The 19,667-nt window shown below is 48.3% G+C and carries 15 protein-coding genes; 4 read left to right on the top strand and 11 right to left on the bottom strand.

From position 1 onward, the window contains the following. Window positions 1–117: 117 nt before the first annotated feature. Both IEY34_RS16940 and rluF read right to left on the bottom strand, forming a co-directional pair. Window positions 118–2,472 carry an S-layer homology domain-containing protein gene (locus IEY34_RS16940; protein ID WP_189013257.1) on the bottom strand — a complete coding sequence of 785 codons (2,355 nt, stop codon included), beginning with the start codon at window positions 2,470–2,472 and terminating at the stop codon, window positions 118–120. Window positions 2,473–2,632: 160 nt separating this feature from the next. Continuing rightward, complete coding sequence (rluF, locus tag IEY34_RS16935) at window positions 2,633–3,346, bottom strand: 23S rRNA pseudouridine(2604) synthase RluF (RefSeq protein ID WP_189013255.1); 714 nt, start codon at window positions 3,344–3,346, stop codon at window positions 2,633–2,635. Between the two features lie 2,874 nt (window positions 3,347–6,220). Between rluF and IEY34_RS16930 the strand changes: the two genes are divergently transcribed. Further along, complete coding sequence (locus tag IEY34_RS16930) at window positions 6,221–6,841, top strand: NAD(P)-dependent oxidoreductase (protein ID WP_189013253.1); 621 nt, start codon at window positions 6,221–6,223, stop codon at window positions 6,839–6,841. 116 nt (window positions 6,842–6,957) lie between these two features. On the opposite strand, the gene IEY34_RS16925 is transcribed toward IEY34_RS16930, so the two are convergent. The 3 genes from IEY34_RS16925 to IEY34_RS16915 form a co-directional block, all read right to left on the bottom strand. Further along, window positions 6,958–7,272 carry a hypothetical protein gene (locus tag IEY34_RS16925; RefSeq protein WP_229757692.1) on the bottom strand — a complete coding sequence of 105 codons (315 nt, stop codon included), beginning with the start codon at window positions 7,270–7,272 and terminating at the stop codon, window positions 6,958–6,960. Between the two features lie 90 nt (window positions 7,273–7,362). Continuing rightward, the gene (locus IEY34_RS16920) at window positions 7,363–9,417 is read right to left on the bottom strand and encodes an ABC transporter ATP-binding protein (protein WP_189013251.1); all 2,055 of its coding nucleotides are present in this window, start codon (window positions 9,415–9,417) and stop codon (window positions 7,363–7,365) included. 51 nt (window positions 9,418–9,468) lie between these two features. Further along, the gene (locus IEY34_RS16915) at window positions 9,469–11,238 is read right to left on the bottom strand and encodes an ABC transporter ATP-binding protein (protein ID WP_189013249.1); all 1,770 of its coding nucleotides are present in this window, start codon (window positions 11,236–11,238) and stop codon (window positions 9,469–9,471) included. A 505-nt stretch (window positions 11,239–11,743) separates the two neighbouring features. Here IEY34_RS16915 and IEY34_RS16910 point away from each other — a divergent pair. Next, complete coding sequence (locus IEY34_RS16910) at window positions 11,744–11,926, top strand: hypothetical protein (RefSeq protein ID WP_189013241.1); 183 nt, start codon at window positions 11,744–11,746, stop codon at window positions 11,924–11,926. A 306-nt stretch (window positions 11,927–12,232) separates the two neighbouring features. Here the strand turns inward: IEY34_RS16910 and IEY34_RS16905 are convergent, their stop codons facing one another. From IEY34_RS16905 to IEY34_RS16895, 3 genes are all read right to left on the bottom strand, one after another. Further along, window positions 12,233–12,742, bottom strand: coding sequence for a DUF2231 domain-containing protein (locus IEY34_RS16905; RefSeq protein WP_189013240.1), 510 nt, complete (start codon window positions 12,740–12,742; stop codon window positions 12,233–12,235). Between the two features lie 167 nt (window positions 12,743–12,909). Beyond that, window positions 12,910–13,752 carry a M56 family metallopeptidase gene (locus tag IEY34_RS16900; protein WP_189013239.1) on the bottom strand — a complete coding sequence of 281 codons (843 nt, stop codon included), beginning with the start codon at window positions 13,750–13,752 and terminating at the stop codon, window positions 12,910–12,912. A gap of 2 nt (window positions 13,753–13,754) precedes the next feature. After that, window positions 13,755–14,171 (bottom strand): BlaI/MecI/CopY family transcriptional regulator, encoded by a 417-nt coding sequence (locus IEY34_RS16895; RefSeq protein ID WP_189013238.1) that lies wholly within the window; start codon window positions 14,169–14,171, stop codon window positions 13,755–13,757. Window positions 14,172–14,334: 163 nt separating this feature from the next. Here IEY34_RS16895 and IEY34_RS16890 point away from each other — a divergent pair, with 163 nt between their 5' ends. Continuing rightward, on the top strand, window positions 14,335–15,099 hold the full coding sequence (locus IEY34_RS16890) for a pirin family protein (RefSeq protein ID WP_189013237.1): 765 nt from the start codon (window positions 14,335–14,337) through the stop codon (window positions 15,097–15,099). Window positions 15,100–15,641: 542 nt separating this feature from the next. Continuing rightward, window positions 15,642–16,154 (top strand): hypothetical protein, encoded by a 513-nt coding sequence (locus IEY34_RS16885; RefSeq protein ID WP_189013232.1) that lies wholly within the window; start codon window positions 15,642–15,644, stop codon window positions 16,152–16,154. Between the two features lie 152 nt (window positions 16,155–16,306). On the opposite strand, the gene IEY34_RS16880 is transcribed toward IEY34_RS16885, so the two are convergent. The 3 genes from IEY34_RS16880 to IEY34_RS16870 are packed head-to-tail and all read right to left on the bottom strand — an operon-like array spanning window position 16,307 to window position 19,606. Next, complete coding sequence (locus tag IEY34_RS16880) at window positions 16,307–16,561, bottom strand: hypothetical protein (RefSeq protein ID WP_189013230.1); 255 nt, start codon at window positions 16,559–16,561, stop codon at window positions 16,307–16,309. 57 nt (window positions 16,562–16,618) lie between these two features. Continuing rightward, window positions 16,619–17,086 carry a VanZ family protein gene (locus IEY34_RS16875; RefSeq protein WP_189013228.1) on the bottom strand — a complete coding sequence of 156 codons (468 nt, stop codon included), beginning with the start codon at window positions 17,084–17,086 and terminating at the stop codon, window positions 16,619–16,621. Window positions 17,087–17,107: 21 nt separating this feature from the next. Continuing rightward, window positions 17,108–19,606 carry a S1C family serine protease gene (locus tag IEY34_RS16870; protein WP_189013226.1) on the bottom strand — a complete coding sequence of 833 codons (2,499 nt, stop codon included), beginning with the start codon at window positions 19,604–19,606 and terminating at the stop codon, window positions 17,108–17,110. Between the last annotated feature and the right edge of the window lie 61 nt (window positions 19,607–19,667).

The following is a 19,667-nucleotide window of genomic DNA, read 5'->3' as shown; positions in this document are numbered from 1 at the left end:
TTTTTCAAATGACCTATTTTGACCGAATAAAGGTTATTGAGTTCGTTAGGGGCTTAATAGTATGCAATAGGGAGAAGGCTGCCTCAAGGCCATCTTGACCTTGAGACAGCCTCTTTTTTAGTAATAGTTGCGTGGCTGATCTTGAAGCTCAGCGCGCTTCTGCAAGAAGCGGAAGAACGCACTGGCTGCCTGAGCTTTCGTCACTTCTTTTTCCGGAGCGAACTTTCCGTCCGTCAAGGACATGATGTCCAGGCCGACCACGATGGCAGCGACACCTACTTGCTTAAGCTTAGCCGCATCCGCAATCTGTTGATTGAAGACACCATCGAACTTCGTTAAGCTGTTGTAGCCAAGCCCCTTCACGATCATCTGGGCCATTTCTTCCCGACTCAGCGTTGCTTCCGGGTTAAACTCAGCGCCCGCTTCCAATAAGCCGCGATCTACGGCATTTTCGACATAAGCGAAATACGGTGATGCATTGCTCACATCAGCGAAGGAAGCCTTGCGCTCAGCTCCGTAATAAATGCCGCCGCTACCGCCATTCATCGCGATGACCATCATTTTCACCAGCTCGCCACGTTTAATCAGTTGATCCGGGCTCACCTTGCCGTCCTTTACGTCCAGAGCTTGATAATCAAGCATAAGCTGCAGCTCATTCTTAGCCCAGTGTTTATCGATATCGCTCACTGTTACTTTATCCAACGAAATCGTTTCACCTGTTTGGCTGTTTCTCCATACACCGGTTTGCGCATCAAGCAAGTACGCGTCCCGGTTAAATTTAGGAATAAGGGAATATACGAGCTTGGCCGTCTTCTTCTCACCTGCTGCATTCACAGAAGCAGATGGCGGAACTTCGCCAGCAGCCAGCATAACTCTGTATTTCTCAATCGGAATTCCGCCTACATAGCCGTTATCTTCCAATACATAATTAAGTTTGATATCGAATTGACCAAGCCATAGATCCTTGGCTTTCTCAATAGCCAGCACTTCCGGTTTTTGCTTAGGATACGCCATTGAACTGATGGAGAAGTAATAATTCGTAATTTGTCCGGTCACCCGATCAATACTAACGGATACATCTTCATTGTTCGCAGCGACTCCATCAATCACACGGTTGAAGTAGATGTCCCAGTTGCGCTGCTTCTTCAACTGCTCCGTCGTAAAGTCTTTGGCCGATTGCACACGAAGCACCAATTGGTCGGTATAGGCGGGAAGCTGCTTTTTCACGAAATCAACCGCTGTTGTCACGGCAGTTTCGTAGGCAATTTTACCTTCGATATCTTTGTCCGAATCATAAGGGATGTAGCTATTGAAGTTGGTAATTTCCCCTGTCTTGCTGTTCACATTCGCCCAAGCGCCTCTACCTGCCACTTTGCTCACGAAATCTTTCTCCGCTTTCACAGTCCAACTCAAATTCCAGTTGGAACTCGTCTCACCCGTCTCAGGATTGGTCCCCTCATTGTAGGAAGCATCCCTCAGAATGAAATCCTCCGGCAGATTCAACACCGAAGCAGCCTTCTTCACAGCTTCATCCTTCGTCAAATCCAGATTAGCTGCAGGCGCTGTCCCTAGAGGCTTGTCAGTTAAAGGCTTGGTCCCTTGCGTGCCGCCCATCGCTTTCACTGGACTCCAAATCTCCCCAGTCTGTGCATTCAGCGAAAAAGGAGCTAACATATAAGAAATGATCGGCAGTTTTTTGCCTTTGGCCCCATAAGGAATCTGATATTGCAAGGAAAGATCAGCCTTATCGTGGAACAATTGAGCAACTTTCTCTGCAGCAATCGGGGTTACATTGGTTTGGAAAGTAACGTCATTCAACCAATTATAATTATAACTGGTGACCACGCCATCCCCATTCACACTGACATTAATTCCGTTCATACCAAAAGGCACACCGCCTACAGAACGGTCATAACGAACATTGTAGACATAATTGCCATTCAATGGCGTGCGAAAAGCTTTCTCCTCCGCATCATTGTAAACAAGTTCCTTCTGTTTCTCAGGGTTCACTTTGGCAATGAACGCCGAAGCCACTTCCTTGGCCGCTTTGAAATCCACCTTAGGCGGATAGCTCACTTTGTGCGCGGGATCATTATCATTCATCGAAAAAGACGTCAGCGAGCCATCTAAACCATGAATAGACACATTCAGATTCCCGTAGGTCTGATCCTTCACTTTGCGCACATATGAAATGTTCCACGTGGGGAAATTTTGCCCGCTCATGCTGTAATACGCATTCAAACTAATCGACTGTAAAGTAAATCCATCCGGCAGCGCAATATATGACTTAGCCCGCTCTAATGCTTGCTCTTTGGTAATTTTGGCATCCAGCATCTTGTCGCCCCCCGGTGCCACAGGCAATGAAGAAATCGCTTTGCTCTCCACGGCTTCATTAGCCCATACGCCCGGCGCAGCGGTTAGCAGCAGTGTGGAAGCAAGGACCAATGTTCCTGCTTGTTTGACAATTTTCAAAGTCATCTTCCTCCTTAGCGTTTACACGCGTTTCCCTAAAAGTTATCTACATTTTCACTAACGGAACTTATTGGGAAAAGGTTGCTCAAAACCTGCCATTTTTTATTAAAATAAAAAAAGCACCTGCCCGAGCACTCCAAGAGTGTTCAGACACGCGCATTTATTGATTTGCTTTGGCGTTTTCCTGACCGAGTGTATGCATGAGATCCTGCATCTCACCTTGCGTTAAATCCCGCCATTTCCCCACCTTCAAATTCCCCAGATCAATATGCATGATCCGAACACGCTGCAAGCGAACCACGCGGTAGCCAAAAGCTTCACACATCCGGCGAATCTGCCGGTTAAGCCCTTGCGTCAAAATAATCCGGAATACGCGGTCGCCGACCTGATTGATCTCACAAGGCTTGGTCATCGTCCCGAGAATACGGACCCCGCTCCCCATCCCTTTTAAAAACATCGGTGTAATAGCTCGGTTTACCGTCACAATATACTCTTTGTCGTGATTATTTTCTGCCCGTAGAATCTGATTCACAATATCGCCGTTATTGGTCAGAAGGATGAGACCTTCGGAGTCTTTATCCAATCGGCCAATGGGAAAAATGCGTTCAGAATGCCCCACAAAATCAACAATATTGCCTTTGATATGGGCTTCCGTCGTACTCGTGATCCCAACAGGCTTGTTGAGCGCTATGTACACATGCTCCTTCTTCTCGCCAATCACACGACCGTCAATGCGAACCTCATCGCCCGGATTCACAACACTCCCGAGCCCTGCGAGCTCGCCGTTGATCGTCACACGCTTCGCCTCTACCCACTTGTCCGCTTCCCGTCTGGAGCAGACACCAGTTTCACTGATAAACTTATTAATTCTCATACCTGGGAAATTCCCTTCTATGCCGTAATCAGAACATGCAAGTATCTCCTATTATGCTGGATTCGCCCTTTCGGTTCAAGTAGCTAGGCCAGCAAAGAATCTCTCTACTAAAATGATTCAAATCTACCTCTGTCACTCGTGCTATTTCCTTTACGTTTGTAGCCAAACAGTGAGCTGGATAAAAGAAGGAGTTAAGCGGCTTTTATTGCTTAGCTCTTTTTGGGCGAGCGCGCGGCCAGAGCGCGGCCAGAGCATGGCCAGAGCGCGGCCAGAGCGTGGCCAGAGCGCGGCCAGAGCGTGGCCAGAGCGCGGCCAGAGCGTGGCCAGAGCGCGGCCAGAGCGTGGCCAGAGCGCGGCCAGAGCGCGGCCAGAGCGCGGCCAGAGCGCGGCCAGAGCGCGGCCAGAGCGCGGCCAGAGCGCGGCCAGAGCGTGGCCAGAGCGCGGCCAGAGCGTGGCCAGAGCGCGGCCAGAGCGCGGCCAGAGCGCGGCCAGAGCGCGGCCAGAGCAACGTTTATCGGTCTCCACGGACATCCTTCTATAGGGTAATGAGAAGCCGCCGTAAGTCAAGAACCGTCGGACGTCGTGCCCCACCCTCAAGCCCCCGCACCATCCATCTGTCATTCTAATGAACCGTATGATGCTTATACACGAAAAACTGGCTACTTTTAAGATCTAATGAACTCAATTGGCGTTATCGAGCAAATTTTAGGCGGAATGGTGATCATTTTCTTGAAATAACACATTGGGAGTTCGTTAGAATTTTTGAATGCCCTATTTTGGGCAAATAAAGGTTATTGAGTTCGTAAGGTTGATAGCCTCAAAATTTATTGACTTGCGACAGCCGCTTTCCGCGAGACGACCCCACCCCAAGCCCCTGCACACTCCATCTGTCATTCTAATGAACTGTATGATGCTTATATACGAAAAACTAGCTACTTTTAAGATCTAATGAACTCAATTGGCGTTATCGAGCAAATTATAGGCGGAATGGTGAGCATTTTCTTGAAATAACACATTGGGAGTTCGTTAGATTTTCGAGATGCCCCATTTTGGGCAAATAAAGGGTATTGAGTTCGTAAGGTTGATAGCCTCAAAATTTATTAACTTGCGACAGCCACTTTCCACGCGACGGCCCATCCCGACCCCAGCCCCACCCTCAAGCCCCTGCACAATCAATCTGTCATTCTAATGAACCGTATGATGCTTATATAGGAAAAACTGGCTACTTCTAAGATCTAACGAACTTAATTGGCGTTATCGAGCAAATTATAGGCGGAATGGTGAGCATTTATAACACATTGGGAGTTCGTTAGATTTTCGAGATGCCCTATTTTGGGCAAATAAAGGGTATTGAGTTCGTAAGGTTGATAGCCTCAAAATTTATTGACTTGCGACCGCCACTTTCCACGCGACGGCGCCACCCCAAGCCCCCGCACCATCCATCTGTCATTCTAATGAACCTTATGATACTTATACACGAAAAACTGGCTACTTTTAAGATCTAATGAACTCAATTAGCGTTATCGAGCAAATTATAGGCGGAATGGTGAGCATTTTCTTGAAATAACACATCGGGAGTTCATTAGAATTTTTGAATGCCCTATTTTGAGCAAATAAAGGGTATTGAGTTCGTAAGGTTGATAGCCTCAAAATTTATTGACTTGCGACAGCCACTTTCCGCGCGACGGCCCCGGCCCAACCCGACCCCAACCCCACCCTCAAGCCCCTGCACACTCCATCTGTCATTCTAATGAACCGTATGATGCTTATACACGAAAAACTAGCTACTTTTAAGATCTAATGAACTCAATTGGCGTTATCGAGCAAATTATAGGCGGAATGGTGAGCATTTTCTTGAAATAACACATTGGGAGTTCGTTAGATTTTCGAGATGCCCCATTTTGGGCAAATAAAGGGTATTGAGTTCGTAAGGTTGATAGCCTCAAAATTTATTGACTTGCGACAGCCACTTTCCACGCGCCGGCGCCGGCCCCGGCCCAACCCGACCCTAGCCCCACCCTCAAGCCCCTGCACACTCCATCTGTCATTCTAATGAACTGTATGATGCTTATATACGAAAAACTAGCTACTTTTAAGATCTAATGAACTCAATTGGCGTTATCGAGCAAATTATAGGCGGAATGGTGAGCATTTTCTTGAAATAACACTTTGGGAGTTCCTTAGATTTTCGAGATGTCCCATTTTGGGCAAATAAAGGGTATTGAGTTCGTAAGGTTGATAGCCTCAAAATTTATTAACTTGCGACAGCCACTTTCCGCGCGACGGCCCCACCCCAAGCCCCTGCACACTCCATCTGTCATTCTAATAAACCGTATGATGCTTATACACGAAAAACTGGCTACTTTTAAGATCTAATGAACTCAATTGGCGTTATCGAGCAAATTATAGGCGGAATGGTGAGCATTTTCTTGAAATAACACATTGGGAGTTCGTTAGAATTTTTGAATGCCCTATTTTGGGCAAATAAAGGGTATTGAGTTCGTAAGGGGGCTTGAGTCAAGGGATCATTGAGTTTTGCGGCAGCACCCCACGTTTTTTCGTTTACCGGACTGTGGAGGGGAACTACGATACGTTATTTGTGACAAAACAGCTATTTCGGCTTTGCTCGCGGATCGTAGAGACGTCATCTGACTGAAATAGGCCCATTTCAGGGGCAAATCGGCGAAATAGCGGAACCCTGTTCCGCAGACGCCCCATTTTGCGCGATTTCTACCAACATAGAGGATCTAGGTTCCCTCTGAAGCGCAGCTGCTCCACGTGGGGGCGGTTAAAGAGCAGGCAGGAACGAAGAAAGCATCCCTCACCCAGGTTTGGTATACTGGGTACAAATACGAATGCATCAGGAGGACGATCATGCGCATCCTGTTACTAGGGGCTACAGGCCGAGTCGGCCAACGAATTCTGCAGCAAGCATTAGAGGACAACCACGCCGTCACGGCGCTCGTCCGCAGCCCTGACAAAGTCACCGCTGTCAGTGAACAGCTTACGTTGCTGCGCGGCGACGCCTGCTGCGCAGCGGATATCGATGCCGCCGTAGGCGGCGTCGATGTGGTCATAAGCTGCCTCGGGACCGATGGCAGCACGGTCTTGACTGCCTATACGCCCCTGCTTATCGGGGCGATGCAAACACACGGCGTGAGCCGAGTCGTGACTGTCGGCACAGCCGGCATCCTGCAGAGCCGGGAGCATCCCGGCCTGCTGCGCTATGAGGCGCCGGACACCAGGCGCTCCTCTACGCGGGCTGCGGAAGAGCACCGCCGCGCGTGGGAGCTGCTCGCCGAATCGGGTTTGCGTTGGACAGTCGTATGTCCAACCTATCTGCCTGACGGCGAGCCGCAAGGTCAGTACCGCGTTGAGCGGGACTTTTTGCCGGACGGGGGGACGTCGATCACCGTAGGCGATACCGCGGCGTTCACCTATCGAGTGGCCTGCGATGATGAGTACGCAGGGTGCCGCGTGGGTCTTGCCTACTAGCAGCGCGGAGATCCGCAAAGCGTCAAGCGCCATGCGCCAAACACAAAAAGAGGCCCGCCCAAAAGGTTGAAAACCTAGAGGGGGCGCCTCTTTTTGCTATTTTAGCGTAGAGCTGATTAACCTCTGCCTCGATATCGGGACAGCTCCCGAACATTGATCAATGAAATCACGATGCCAATGACTCGGAACACAATCCCAAGTAGCGGGATAAAGCTTAGAAAGGATACTACGATATTGATAATCGTCTTTATTGTCGTGCCATTGTTTGTAAGGAAGGCAAAAACCAGATTGACGAAAACCAACGGAATTACCCACGTATACGACCACAAGTAAGCAAATGGAATAAGGCCGATCAAGTAGCCGACAGCAACGGCAATCTCCGATAAAAGCTGCAGCAAATTCAACAATCGAACGGTATCAGAACGCATCATCGTTCCTCCCTTTCAAGGAAAAAGTGAAGTCTCTTTTCCATTGTAGCATAGCCATATGCGATCGTCTTTAGCCCTTTTCGGCGGTTCGTCCTACGAACTCGGAAGCACTTGGCCCTCGATGTCAGCTGCTGTTTCCCGATGTCCAGCCTGCAGCTGGTACATCTGATAGTAACGCCCGAACTGCTGCATCAGCTCGTCGTGATTGCCTCGTTCGACGATTTCGCCATGGTCGAGCACGAGAATTTGGTCGGCGCTTTTGATCGTCGACAAGCGGTGGGCAATGATGAAGGTGGTCCGCCCCTTCGACAGCACTTCCAGCGCGGCCTGAATGACGGCCTCGGTTTCGGTGTCGATGGAGGCCGTCGCCTCATCGAGGATCAGGATCGCCGGGTCGAACGCCAGTGCCCGAGCGAAGGATATGAGCTGCCGCTGCCCGGCCGACAGCGTGCTGCCCTTCTCGATCACAGGCTCATCGATGCCGTGCGGCAGGCTCTTGAACATCTCCGCTGCCCCAACCTCGCGCAGCGCGGCTTCAACCCGTTCCCGGGTAATCGACGGATCATCCAACGAAACGTTGGAGGCAATCGTCCCTGTGAACAGGAACGGATCCTGCAGCACGATGCCCATATGCTGACGCAGCATCTGTTTGGGCATCTCCCTTACGTCGCGGCCGTCCACCGTGATGCGGCCCTCGTCCACATCGTAGAAGCGAAAGAGCAGATTCAAGATGGAGCTTTTGCCTGATCCGGTATGCCCGACTAGCGCAACTGTCTGACCTTGTTTCGCTTCAAAGCTGATGTCCTTGAGCACATCTTCACCTTTTTTATAAGCAAAGCGTACCTGCTCGAACTTCACGTTACCCAGATAGCGGTCCGCTTTTCCATCAAGGACATCGATGCCTTGCTCATCCAGAAGTTCAAAGACACGATCAGCCGATACAAGCGCCCGTTCCAGATTCGGCAATTGATTCACAATCCCGACCATGGGATGGAACATCCGATTCAAATAGTCGACGAAAGCATACAAAACCCCGACCGTGATCAGCGTATTCAAGGTACTTCCCCCTACATACCAGATGAGTCCGAAAAAGAAGAGATTCCGCACGACGTTCATCAGGTTGTGAGAGGTGAATGAGTTTAGACTAAGCAATTTGTTTTGATACGAGGTATATTCGTCATTCAATTGTTCGAACTCTTCAATCGTTTCCTTTTGGCGGCGAAAAGCTTGAATGATCGGCATCCCTTGGATGGATTCATTGATAATTCCATTGATGGAACCAATTCGTTCACGAATTTCGTGATTGAAATAGGAAGCATACTTCCGATAAACCACAATCCATACGTAAAGCAAAGGAATGACTGGCAGCGTGAATAGCGCTAAGCGATAATCCAGAATGAATAAAGCCGCAATAATACCAATGATATAGATCGTTCCTGTAAAAAAGTTTGCCAACACTTGAATGTACAGATCTTTAACGGACTCCGTATCATTCGTAATTCGGGAGACAATTTTACCTGCTGGCTGATTATCGAAATAGTTGATCGGCAGCCGTTGAATTTGCGCGAAAACATCGCTTCGCATCCGCTGTATGATCCGATTGGCTGCGGACTGCAGCAAGTATCGCTGCCCATAAGTGAAGGCGGCCCCTATGAAAATCAACACCAAATATAGTCCTGCCAGCTTCATCAAGCTTACAAATTCAGGCTTATAGAACGTGTACAGCTGCCCAGCACCTAGCTTTTTCACCGCATACTCTGCCTTCTCCGTGCCCTGTGTAATTGTCAGCATACTGCTGTCTGCAAGCTTACGCACACCATCAAAAGCAATCGCTTGATCAACCCATACGAACTGGCTGCCGACCTGCAAAATGCGAACTTCCTTGCCCTTCGTTTCCCCTTCCGGGAAATTATCCCCGCGCAGGTAATACGTTCCCTCATAGGGAACCGCTTTGTTTGTTTGTGTGGCCGACAACGTCTGGTACCACGGTTTTTCAATGCCGAGAATATGTGTATCGATCATCTGCCGCGCGATAAAAGGTCCCGCCAACTCGGTTGCCACCGCGATCGCTAAGAAGAGCAGCGCGATGAGCAGGGGCTTTTTGAAAATCGCCGCGTATTGGAATAATCGCTTACCTGTTTGTTTCATGAGAGGTTTCACCTTCTTTTCCTTGTTCTTCACTGTGTTTCTATCTTCACGCTAAACCTGCGTCTTTTCTTCTAATTGCTGCCTGTCATACTGCTCTTTGTACCATCCGCCGCGGACAAGAAGCTCCTCATGGGTGCCTTCTTCCACAATATACCCCTCGTCGAGGACGAGGATCCAATCGGCATGCTGAACCGCAGAAAGGCGGTGCGTCGTAATGAGTGTTGTTTTGCCTGCTCGTTCCGAGCGAATGCCGCGGATGATCTCCGCTTCTGTTTTGGCATCTACAGCCGAAAGAGCATCATCGAGTATCAAGATTTCCGGATCTACATAAAGCGCCCGGGCAATCGAAACGCGCTGCTTCTGACCGCCGGACAAGGCCACACCTCGCTCGCCAACCAAAGTTTGCAAGCCTTCTGGCAGGAATTCCACGTCCTTGCGGAAAGCGGCAAGCTCTAAGGCTTGTTGGAGCTGTTCCTCCGTGCTCTCCTTCGTGCCTTCCTCCGCGCCTTTGCCCTTGCCGAACATAATGTTCTCTTGGACCGTTTTGGAAAAGAGTATCGGCTCCTGCGGCACGTAACCGATCCATCCGTGAACCGTATCCATGGTCAGCTTCTCAATCGGAGTATCCGACAACGTAATTGCTCCCTGACCTGTTGGATATTCTCTCAACAACTGCTTCAGCAGTGTGGTTTTGCCACTGCCGGTACGGCCTACAATTCCAAGCGTCTGTCCGCGCTGCAACTGGAACGAAATATTCACCAAATTATCGATGGATGAAGTCGGGTAACGGAATGTAACGTTTTGAAAGCTGATCGTATTCGGCAAAAGCAGTGTCGTCGCCTGCGGATCTTCTTTCACATCGGGCTTATAGCCCAGTGTCTCATTCACCCGATCGAGGGATGCATTCCCGCGCTGCATGATGTTCATCAACTCGCCAATGGCGAACATCGGCCAGATGAGCATCCCCAGGAACGTATTGAAAGATACCAGTTCACCAAGTGTCAACTCGCTATGAAAGACCATATAACCGCCGTAGCAAAGCCCGATTAAATAGGAAATGCCGACGAGAATTTTGACCGTTGGTTCAAAAAGGGCATCGATAACAGCCACTGCGATATTTTTTTGGAAAACATCGTCTGTCATGGTTTTGAAGCTTCTTTCACTTGCCTTCTCTTGCACAAAAGCACGGATGACCCGTACGCCAGCAATCGTCTCCAGGACACGGTCATTCATTTGTCCAAAAGCATCTTGTGCGCGGATGAACCTCTCGTGAATGCGCCCGCCATAGACGGTGATGGCGATTGCCATAAACGGCAGTGGGAGAATCGCGGCCAATGTGAGCTTCCAGCTAATGAAGAAACCCATCATAGCCAGAATCGTCAGCATGAACAACGTCGAATCTACAAAAGTCAAAATACCGAAGCCCGCTGTCGTGGACACCGCCTGTAGATCATTCGTAGCTCTCGCCATCAGATCGCCAGTACGGTTCCGCTCATAAAATGTAGGCGTCATACGCAGCAAATGTCTCATTAATCGCGAACGGAGTATGCGTTCTAGGACGAAGGCTCCGCCAAACAACTGATACAGCCAGACGTAAGATAAACCGTAGCCCGCAATGATGAGCACGCCCCAAAAGGCGAGCAATTGGACCAACTTGCTTCCTGTCAAAGTTCCCATGTGAATCCCGTCAATTGCATAGCCAATCAGCTTAGGCGGGATGACATCAATGATTCCCACGATGATCAATAGCCCGATGGCTAATGTATATCGCTTCCAGTTCATTCGGAAAAACCAGGCTAATTTCTTCAATACCGTAAACATCTATCTTGTCACTCCTCTCAAATAGTGCAAACGAATACGTACTTTCCCACGCAAAAAGGCACACCGCACGCAGCGATATGCCTTCTAGAACCAGAAAAGCGCACGTCACGAACTTCTCGTAACCTGCGCTTTGGAATCTGCGTTTATGTTGAGGTGGCAGCACATACGACACTAGGCGTGCGTACGGACTGATAAGCGGGTTACTTCATATGAAATTATATAGTTATCATGCTTCTTGCTTAGATGGATAAATCGCACTCTAGCCATATCAATCATCCTGTAACCCTCCTTCCAAAAGTTGTATATTCAAGCTTACAGAGGTGATCTTACCACCCTTTTCAAGGCTCTGTCAATCGGAGAGAAAAACTATAATTGAACTATCTGAACAACCTATTTCGCATCAAATTACTTGCCTTTAGCGCATTCCCAACTGTCACACATGTTTCATAATTCCCCGGCATATCCATAGCATATAGGTTCTTAGCGCATAGGGGAGTGAGTGTGCATGGTCGATCAAGTCTTTGCTTTACTGGGATGGATTGCTGCTTTCGGGACTGTCATCGGAGGCGTTATTTATGCCATTGCCCGCTTCGTGAGTCGTGACTCCACACAGTATGATATGGAGTTTCTCTGGGAGTACCGTTTTACACGCAAAGAACTGGAGCTGGAACCAGATGATCCTGTATAAAACAAAAAAGAGGGCTGTCCTAGCGTAGTGAATCTACGCCGGATGGCCCTCTTTCTTCGTGCGAAGACATTGGAGAAAACTTGGCAACTCATTGGATTTATCCAGTAGAATTGTCTTTCTGGGCCTTAAATGGTTAGCTTCATTGGAAATATCCAATGGATACTCCCAATAATGGCCTTCTTGGCAGCCAAACTGTTAATAACATTGGATTTATCCAGTGGAATCGATTCGAGTACTGCGAAATTCGCACTTTCACTGGATTAATCCAATGGCACTAGCAATACTGCACAGCTCTCTCAGCTAACCTCATTTCGCCGGTGCGGCGGATGGTGCGCCCGCGCCAGGACCTGCTCCTTGACCCGGCCCCTGACCTGCTCCCTGACCCGGCCCTTGTCCAGCACCAGGACCCTCGCCGGTCATCGGTCTATGAACCATTTGCCCGCCAAGATGGCCCGTGTAGCTGACAAGAATCACCGCGGCTAGCGCGCCGACCAAGTAAATTGGATTGCGGCCTAATTCAAGCTTTTTCCAAATTAACAAACCAACCCGAATGATAGCTAACAAGATGGTGAGAAACATCGTAATTCGCGCATACATCTCATGCGGAACCACTAGCGGATTACGCCAAGGCGACGGCCCCGTCATGACCGCTGCAATTGCGCCAAGCGCACCTACGACCATGCAAAGCATCCCCGCAGAGTGCCAGTCCCGTTTTTTGAAAATAAGTGCAATCAGATCAAAAACAAAACTAAAGATAAGCAGGGCGATAGGGACATGGGTCACGATGAAATGCATGTTTTTCAAAATATAATCCACTTGGCTTCTCTCCTCTATTTATCTGATAATAGTCAACACTACATAGTGTAGTTTTAGAGGTAAACAATGTCAACCTTTTTCCCTATCTGATAGCAAATCCTGTCCCTACATCTGACATGACTACCATCAAATTGCGAAAAGGCTGACGAAAACAATTCGAATACCTGTTAAATAAGTCCCATGAGCAGAATAATAATAACTAGCGAAGCGACTATCCGAATGTGGGGCCAGTGTAACGACAATTGCATGTGAGGATCAAGAATGTGTTGAATTCTGACATTCATAGATGTTTCTGCGAAGGAGGCATGAGATAAGGAAATCAGATGCGGTTTCGGTACTTGTTTGAGTAATTTGAGAAGAGCACTGCCCAAGTCCAGCGATTGCTTCATTTGGGTCACGGCATATTTATCCGCTCTTAGTTCAATCATAATCGGATATTTCTCTGCCAGCCAAGCAAAGATAGGAATATACCACATCGCCTTGGAAATCCCGGAAATCAGTAAGCTGACGAGTGGATCTCTGTGCTGCATATGGCATTTCTCATGTTCGATAACGGCCTTCAGCTCGTTCGGCTCCAGCATCTCAATTAATCCGGTAGAAAGAAGAATCCGCGGCTTCCATAGCCCCACTGTCATCGCAATCGGAGCGTCATAAGCGATAATCTTCAAGTCTCTAGGAGCAAGTTGAAATTGTTCGCGGTACTGCTCGGTAAGGGATGTCTCTTCCGACATTTCCACGATCTTCCTCGCTTTCCACGTATCGAGGGTATGGCGTATTGTCAGCCAGATCAAGGTGCCTAAGGTGTAGAGAATAAGAACATTGATGGCCAAAAAAGCAACAGGCGCAGGCACATGCAGATGCTTAAATAAAATCATGCAAAGATCAAAGATTGTAAACAAAGGTTTCCATCTGAATAGATGTTGGAGTGCATAGAGCAGCATTTGCACCAAAATAGCTCCTGAGACGACGAGAGAAGCGACATAAACCCATTGTATTCGGGATTCCTTCATCGTTATCGATCCTTTTTGAGTTCTTTGATTTTGAGCTCCAGCTTGTCGAGCAGATCCGGATCTACTTTATCAAGCGCATCCACCATATGAGTAACGGCCAAAGAGCCGAACTCTTCAATAAGATCAAACGTAAGTTCTTTGGATTGCGTTTCCATGAATACATCTCGGGTCACAACGGGCTTGTACATAAAGGAACGGGCTACCGAATTCTTCTGCAGAATCCCTTTGTCGACCAAGCGATTCATCACGGTCATCACCGTATTGAAATTCATCACTTTATCCTGATCCAGCTTCGCTTGGACCTCTTTAATCGTTAGCGCGGCCGTGGTCGTCCACAGGATTTCCATGATTTTCGCTTCCAAGGGGCCAAAAAAACGGTTCAATCCGCTGCCTTCATATTTAAAATTATGCATTTTCATTTGCGCTCACTCCTTACACTACAAATTGTAGTAGGGGGTGCCTCCGAAGTCAAGAAATAAAGGGCTATATGTACAATAAGCTTTTGACAAAGAGCAAAAAAAGAATTATAATACTTACATAAAGTAAGTTATTAAATATTATTTAGTTAAGGAGGAGTTACACATGAGTATTCAAATCTTTTCGGCTGAACAGCAAGGTGTTGGCGCATTTGATGGCGGTAAATTCCTCGAGCAGCGGGCGATCAGCTTCCCTGGGGAAAAAACAGCCCTAGATCGTGTCGGCCCGCTCTTCTACTGGGCTTGGGGCAAAGCTGCCGATGTTGCAGAGATCGGCATGCATCCACATAAAGCATTCGAAATTGTCACTTATGTCATCGAAGGACTCGTCGAACACCGCGACTCTCTTGGTTCCCTCGAAACCGTTACGAACGGTGGCGCCCAGGTCATTCAAGCCGGCTCCGGCGTCTATCACGCTGAGGCGTTCCGCACAGTGGGCAGCGAAGCCATGCAGATCTGGTTTGAGCCTCATCTTAGTGAAACCGTGAAGAAACCAGCGGCTTATCATCAATATAATCATGAGGCTTTCCCAAGCCACCATGGCGATGGCGTTACTGTGAAAGCCGTTATCGGAGGCGATGCGCCCATTCATCTGGATACACAGGCTAACATGTACGACTGGCAGCTGGAGCCAGGCGCTGCATTCAGCTATCCGCTTGACCCCAGCCGTCAGCTGGCGTTCCTCGTTATTCGCGGGCAGGGCGCCGCGGTCTCGGGCGAGCTGCAGACCTTGACTCATAAGGACTTCGTCGTGGCTCAAGCAGAGCAGCAAGGGGACACCCTTCAGCTGCAGGCCGATGACGAGCAAGGCATGCGCATCATTGCTATTGATGTACCCCAAGATCCCGGCTACACGCTGTATCGCAAATAAGGCTAGCATCAAAAAAGTAGCCTGCTGGTGAAAAGGATCTAGAATGCTAAAAGAGCCCATATCATCCCTTCTGTAATACAGTGGAAATAAGGGTTTATCTAAATTTGTCCAATACATTTACTACACAAACCCTCCTTTAATTTACTTTTTATTATATTTTTTGGTAATTTATATGCCAACTTTCTCAATTCTTCCTTAGAACCCCAGGCCAATTTTTAATAATCAAAAGACGACCATTCCCTTGGTCGTCTTTTGATTTATGTCATTCTGAAAATCTACAAGTTTCTTTAATGGCTCAGCAAACATGAGGGAGGGAATCTTAGCCGAAGAAGTCAATGCTAATTCGCGGCATAGTCCCTCTCCTCTTAAATTGTTGATAATTCCTTTATGACCTATCACCACTTTCACATCCCTATGATAACATGCAAAATGACCCATAAATATAATTTCAGGGTCATTTTGTATGATTTTTAGCAACCTAGGATCAAACAAATCCAAAGAGTTGAGCGTCTAAATTGTAAGCCCTTTCGAAAGGAGATCTTATGAAACGATATATATTTGTCTTTCTAATTGTGTTGGCCAACATAGCAGGTTGCGAGGGGAAGGAAACTCTTCCAGGGACAAGTCCCGTCGCCTCGATACTGCCAAGTACAGACGCTGATTCTTTTAAACCGTATACCGATCATGTGTCTTTGAACCCAGAAGTAATGGATTTAGAGGAGCGTAAAACATTATCGTCGTTGGGCAAAGAAGTAGTGGCTTTACTGGATGATTATGTGCACGTGTTTAACAACCGCATTCCGCAAAAGGACGGAGATAAATTCGAGGCAGTGGATACGGCGGGTTCTGTGCGGCATACGGAGGGAGAAACATTAAAGCTGAAGGCCACGAATCAGATCCGGGCGGATGGTCCCGTAGTCATCATTGTTGCTTATGCGGAACTACGCCATGAAGCGAGAGATCCGAATCCATTTTGGAGTGGAAAGCAACAATTCCGGTTTCAAATTGTAGATGAGAAGTTGAAGTTGGGGTACTGGAACGAATCAGCCCCATAGTCCTCTTTAGTCAGCCACGCAACTACCAACGCTTTCAGTCTAAACTGAAAAAACGCGCACCGATTGAGTATCGATGCGCATTGGCAGCATAGCTTTTTTCATCTGTCTACTTAACAGGGGTATGACCATGCGGCTGGAAAGTCCTTTTCCTGCTACTGAAGATCCTGCAGTCTGGCTTCTTCATCGCTTAATGCTTGTGCCACCTCTTGGGCGGGTTGTGCATCCGAATGCATGGTTGCTTGGTCTACGGCTTTCTCCGCTTTGTTGATGGCATTCTGCGCCTGATCCAACGTTTGGGATGTCGGGTGTGACAGCGCACTGGAAACGGCCCGATGAACATTCTCCACCGCATTTTGCGCGGAAGAAATTGGATTTTGCGTTTGAAGACTCGTATCTGTCTTAGTCATGATCGTCAAAACCTCCTGGCGTTGAATGTAGTACAACCGCTATGTTGAGGTTTTTCCTCACATTTTATACATCGGATTCGCTCTTCTTCGTTCCAATGCCCGCCACAAGCCTCTGAATACCATAAAAGCAAGACTCGCGCCCAGCACATTCAATATCACGTCATCCACATCCAGACTGCCAACACGCAGCAGCATTTGGAGCACTTCCAAGCCTGCAAGCGGACAACCAAACAACAAGAGAAACCAGCTGTACCGCCTCGCAAGTGGAAATAGATAGGGCAACAGGACACCAAATGGCGTAAATACGCCAATATTGCCAAATAAATTAATGATCCACGTCCGCAGCGGAAAGGCATGAATATGCAGCACATACATGCCAATCGTCCGAAAAGGCACCACATTATAGGCAAATTCTTCTCGCCGATACAGACCGCGGCCAAAACCTAGAAACATCCAATACAGCAAACAGCTTGTATAGCCGATAAAAATCAGCCAAGCCAGTGTCCGGGCCCATTTCCTACTCATTACCGTCTCCTGCTTTTGCACCTATTTTAGAAAGGTAAGGGACTCGAAAGCCTTGATTAATCGATTTTCATTTGCTTCTGTGCGAACCGCCTCGTCAATGCTCAGCGACACATGATAAGTGATCTGATTTCGGACGAAAATATAGACGGTTTCCTTGTACGGGACCTTAGCTTTATCATAGCTAATATCGAATTTTTTCGCTTTGATATCGTCAAACAAGGTCACATCCGAGCTGGTGTACACATACTCGCTATCGTTATCGTGGCTTTTCTTCTGAGCAGCTTCTTCCTTCTTAATTGCGTCTTCATAAGACGATTTGGTATCTGCCCCTATGGTTAAATCCCCACCGGTGAAACTGAAGATTTTGTTCGCTTGATCCTTGTTGTCATAGGAATTAGCACTTGTCCAATTCTCAGGAACATGCACAGCATATTTGTATTTCTCATTCTTGTAAGTAATCGTCCGATCCGGGTCCATCAGCTCGTCCAGATCTTGAATATAACCAAGCTCTTGGTCCATGCTGTCTTTATCCACTTTGATCGTTGAAGTCAAGGTTTCCAGAAGTTCGTCCAGTTCCTTGCCCTTGTCATCTCGCGGATAACTCACTTCCACCTCATATTTGTACTTATCCTTAATGAAAAAGAGAGAGTAACCCGCATTCCACTTATTGCCGAGCGTGTCGGCATAGCCTACTTGCAGGGCAGGCACACCTGCCAGCGTAATCTCTTTGGGTTCGTCAACCGTGCGGTACTTAGGCGCATATAAGGCTTCGAACTGTTTGGTTTGACGCTCTGCCCAAGCAGCCAGTGTATCACCGGAAGAGGCTGAAGTCGCCCGAACATGAATCGCTTGCGTATAATCATCATTAAAGAAGGAAGATCCGCCTGTATAGCCGCCTTGCTGCCAACTGGATGGCAGGGCGAAGGACAAGCCGTACTCATTCGTGTAGGTTGTATTCCCATTGGAAAATACCGAGATATCACGAAGGGAGCCATCCTTCTCATTAAAGGAAAGCTTAAAGCTGTCCAGCAGATCGTTATAACTGTTTTGCTTGAAATTATTGTTGTAGTGCTCTTTCGTTACAAACAGTTGCACTTTGTACAGCTTGCCTTGGTGCAGATAGCCGCGGGTTTGGACATAACCCCTATCCCCAGAGCGGCTGACAATTTTACCAAATGGGTTGCTGTCTCGCTTCACATACTGGCGCTCCAGAATTGTGGCTGACGACGTACCGGAATAATTATCCTCATTGTCACTCGCCAAGCGATTCAGCAGGGCTGTAGGCGAGAGTTCGTCGCTCAGTTTGCTCTCTATCGAAATGGATAACGAGAATTCGCCCTTGGCATCTATGAAACTAACCGCATCTCCGTCATCGGACTGCCGTCCTTTGACCAGCCCTGCGGGATATTTCATCGACCAGCCGAAGTGGCTGTCGCCAATCTTCGTTTTGCCGCGGTCCGCGTCCAAATAAGTGCCTTCCGCGTCCTGCTTCCACTTCGTCTCTTGCTGCTTCACTTCGCCCAGGGTGACGGACTTGGTCACTGGGGAACTGCCAGATTGTATGGCGATATCCACCTTCTCGCCTGGCAAATAATGCTTGATCGCCTCATTGTAATCGACCAGCGTTTTCACTTTGCTGGTGCCGATGGAGACGAAGAAATCATCCTGCTGAATGCCTGCGCTTGCTGCTGGTGAATCCGGATCCACATATGCGACCCGCAGGCCCGTGGAGCTTGGTAAACCAACTACGGCTTCCCAGCTTTCTTCCAGTTCAAGGCCCAGATACGGCCGTTTGACTTTGCCATACAGTTGAAAATGCTTCAATACATATTTAACGGTATCCACCGGAATGGCAAAACCCAGATTCTCCACGCCGATTTCCGCATATTTCATCGTGTTAATGCCGATAACTTCGCCTTTCATGTTAATTAAGGCGCCCCCGCTGTTGCCTGGATTGATCGCGGCATCGGTTTGAATCAGCTGATACTGCGAGCTCACCGAGCGGTCAAGTCCGCTGACAATGCCCACCGTAACCGAATTTCTCAGGGCGAACGAAATTGGCGTGCCAATGGCCGCAACCGTTTCGCCGACTTTAATATCCGAGGAGGAAGCAAATGTGGCGGGCGATAAGCCGGTTGCGTCGATTTTGACCAAAGCCAAATCGCTTTCCTCATCGATATTCGTGGCACGACCATTGTAGGTTGTTCCGTTGGATGTCACGACGACGATATTTCTCATCCCTTTGACAACGTGCGCGTTCGTTACGATAACCCCGTTCGATTCCACGATGACACCGGTACCGTGCGCAAGATTAAATCGATTCTTCTCCAGCGACTTATCCGAGTCAGAAGGCTTCCCAATAATGGCAACGACCGAAGGCGATGTTTTCTCAATGACCTTAGGAACTTCCGTATTCGCTTCAGCTGCATAAGAAGGTGCAGGACCTAGCAGGGAAACAAGCAAGAACGCTGACAGCAGCGCAAAGAACCCTTTTTTCTTATATGTATTCCAATTCCCCATGCCGAACTCCCTCTCTTAACAAAATATGACAGTAGCTAGAATCTAGCATATTTGAGAATGA

Origin of the sequence: Paenibacillus marchantiophytorum (assembly GCF_014640555.1) — a bacterium.
Classification (GTDB): Bacteria; Bacillota; Bacilli; order Paenibacillales; family NBRC-103111; genus Paenibacillus_E; species Paenibacillus_E marchantiophytorum.
The sequence above is the reverse complement of the archived record's forward strand: the minus strand, read 5'-3'. Positions and strand labels throughout refer to the sequence as shown.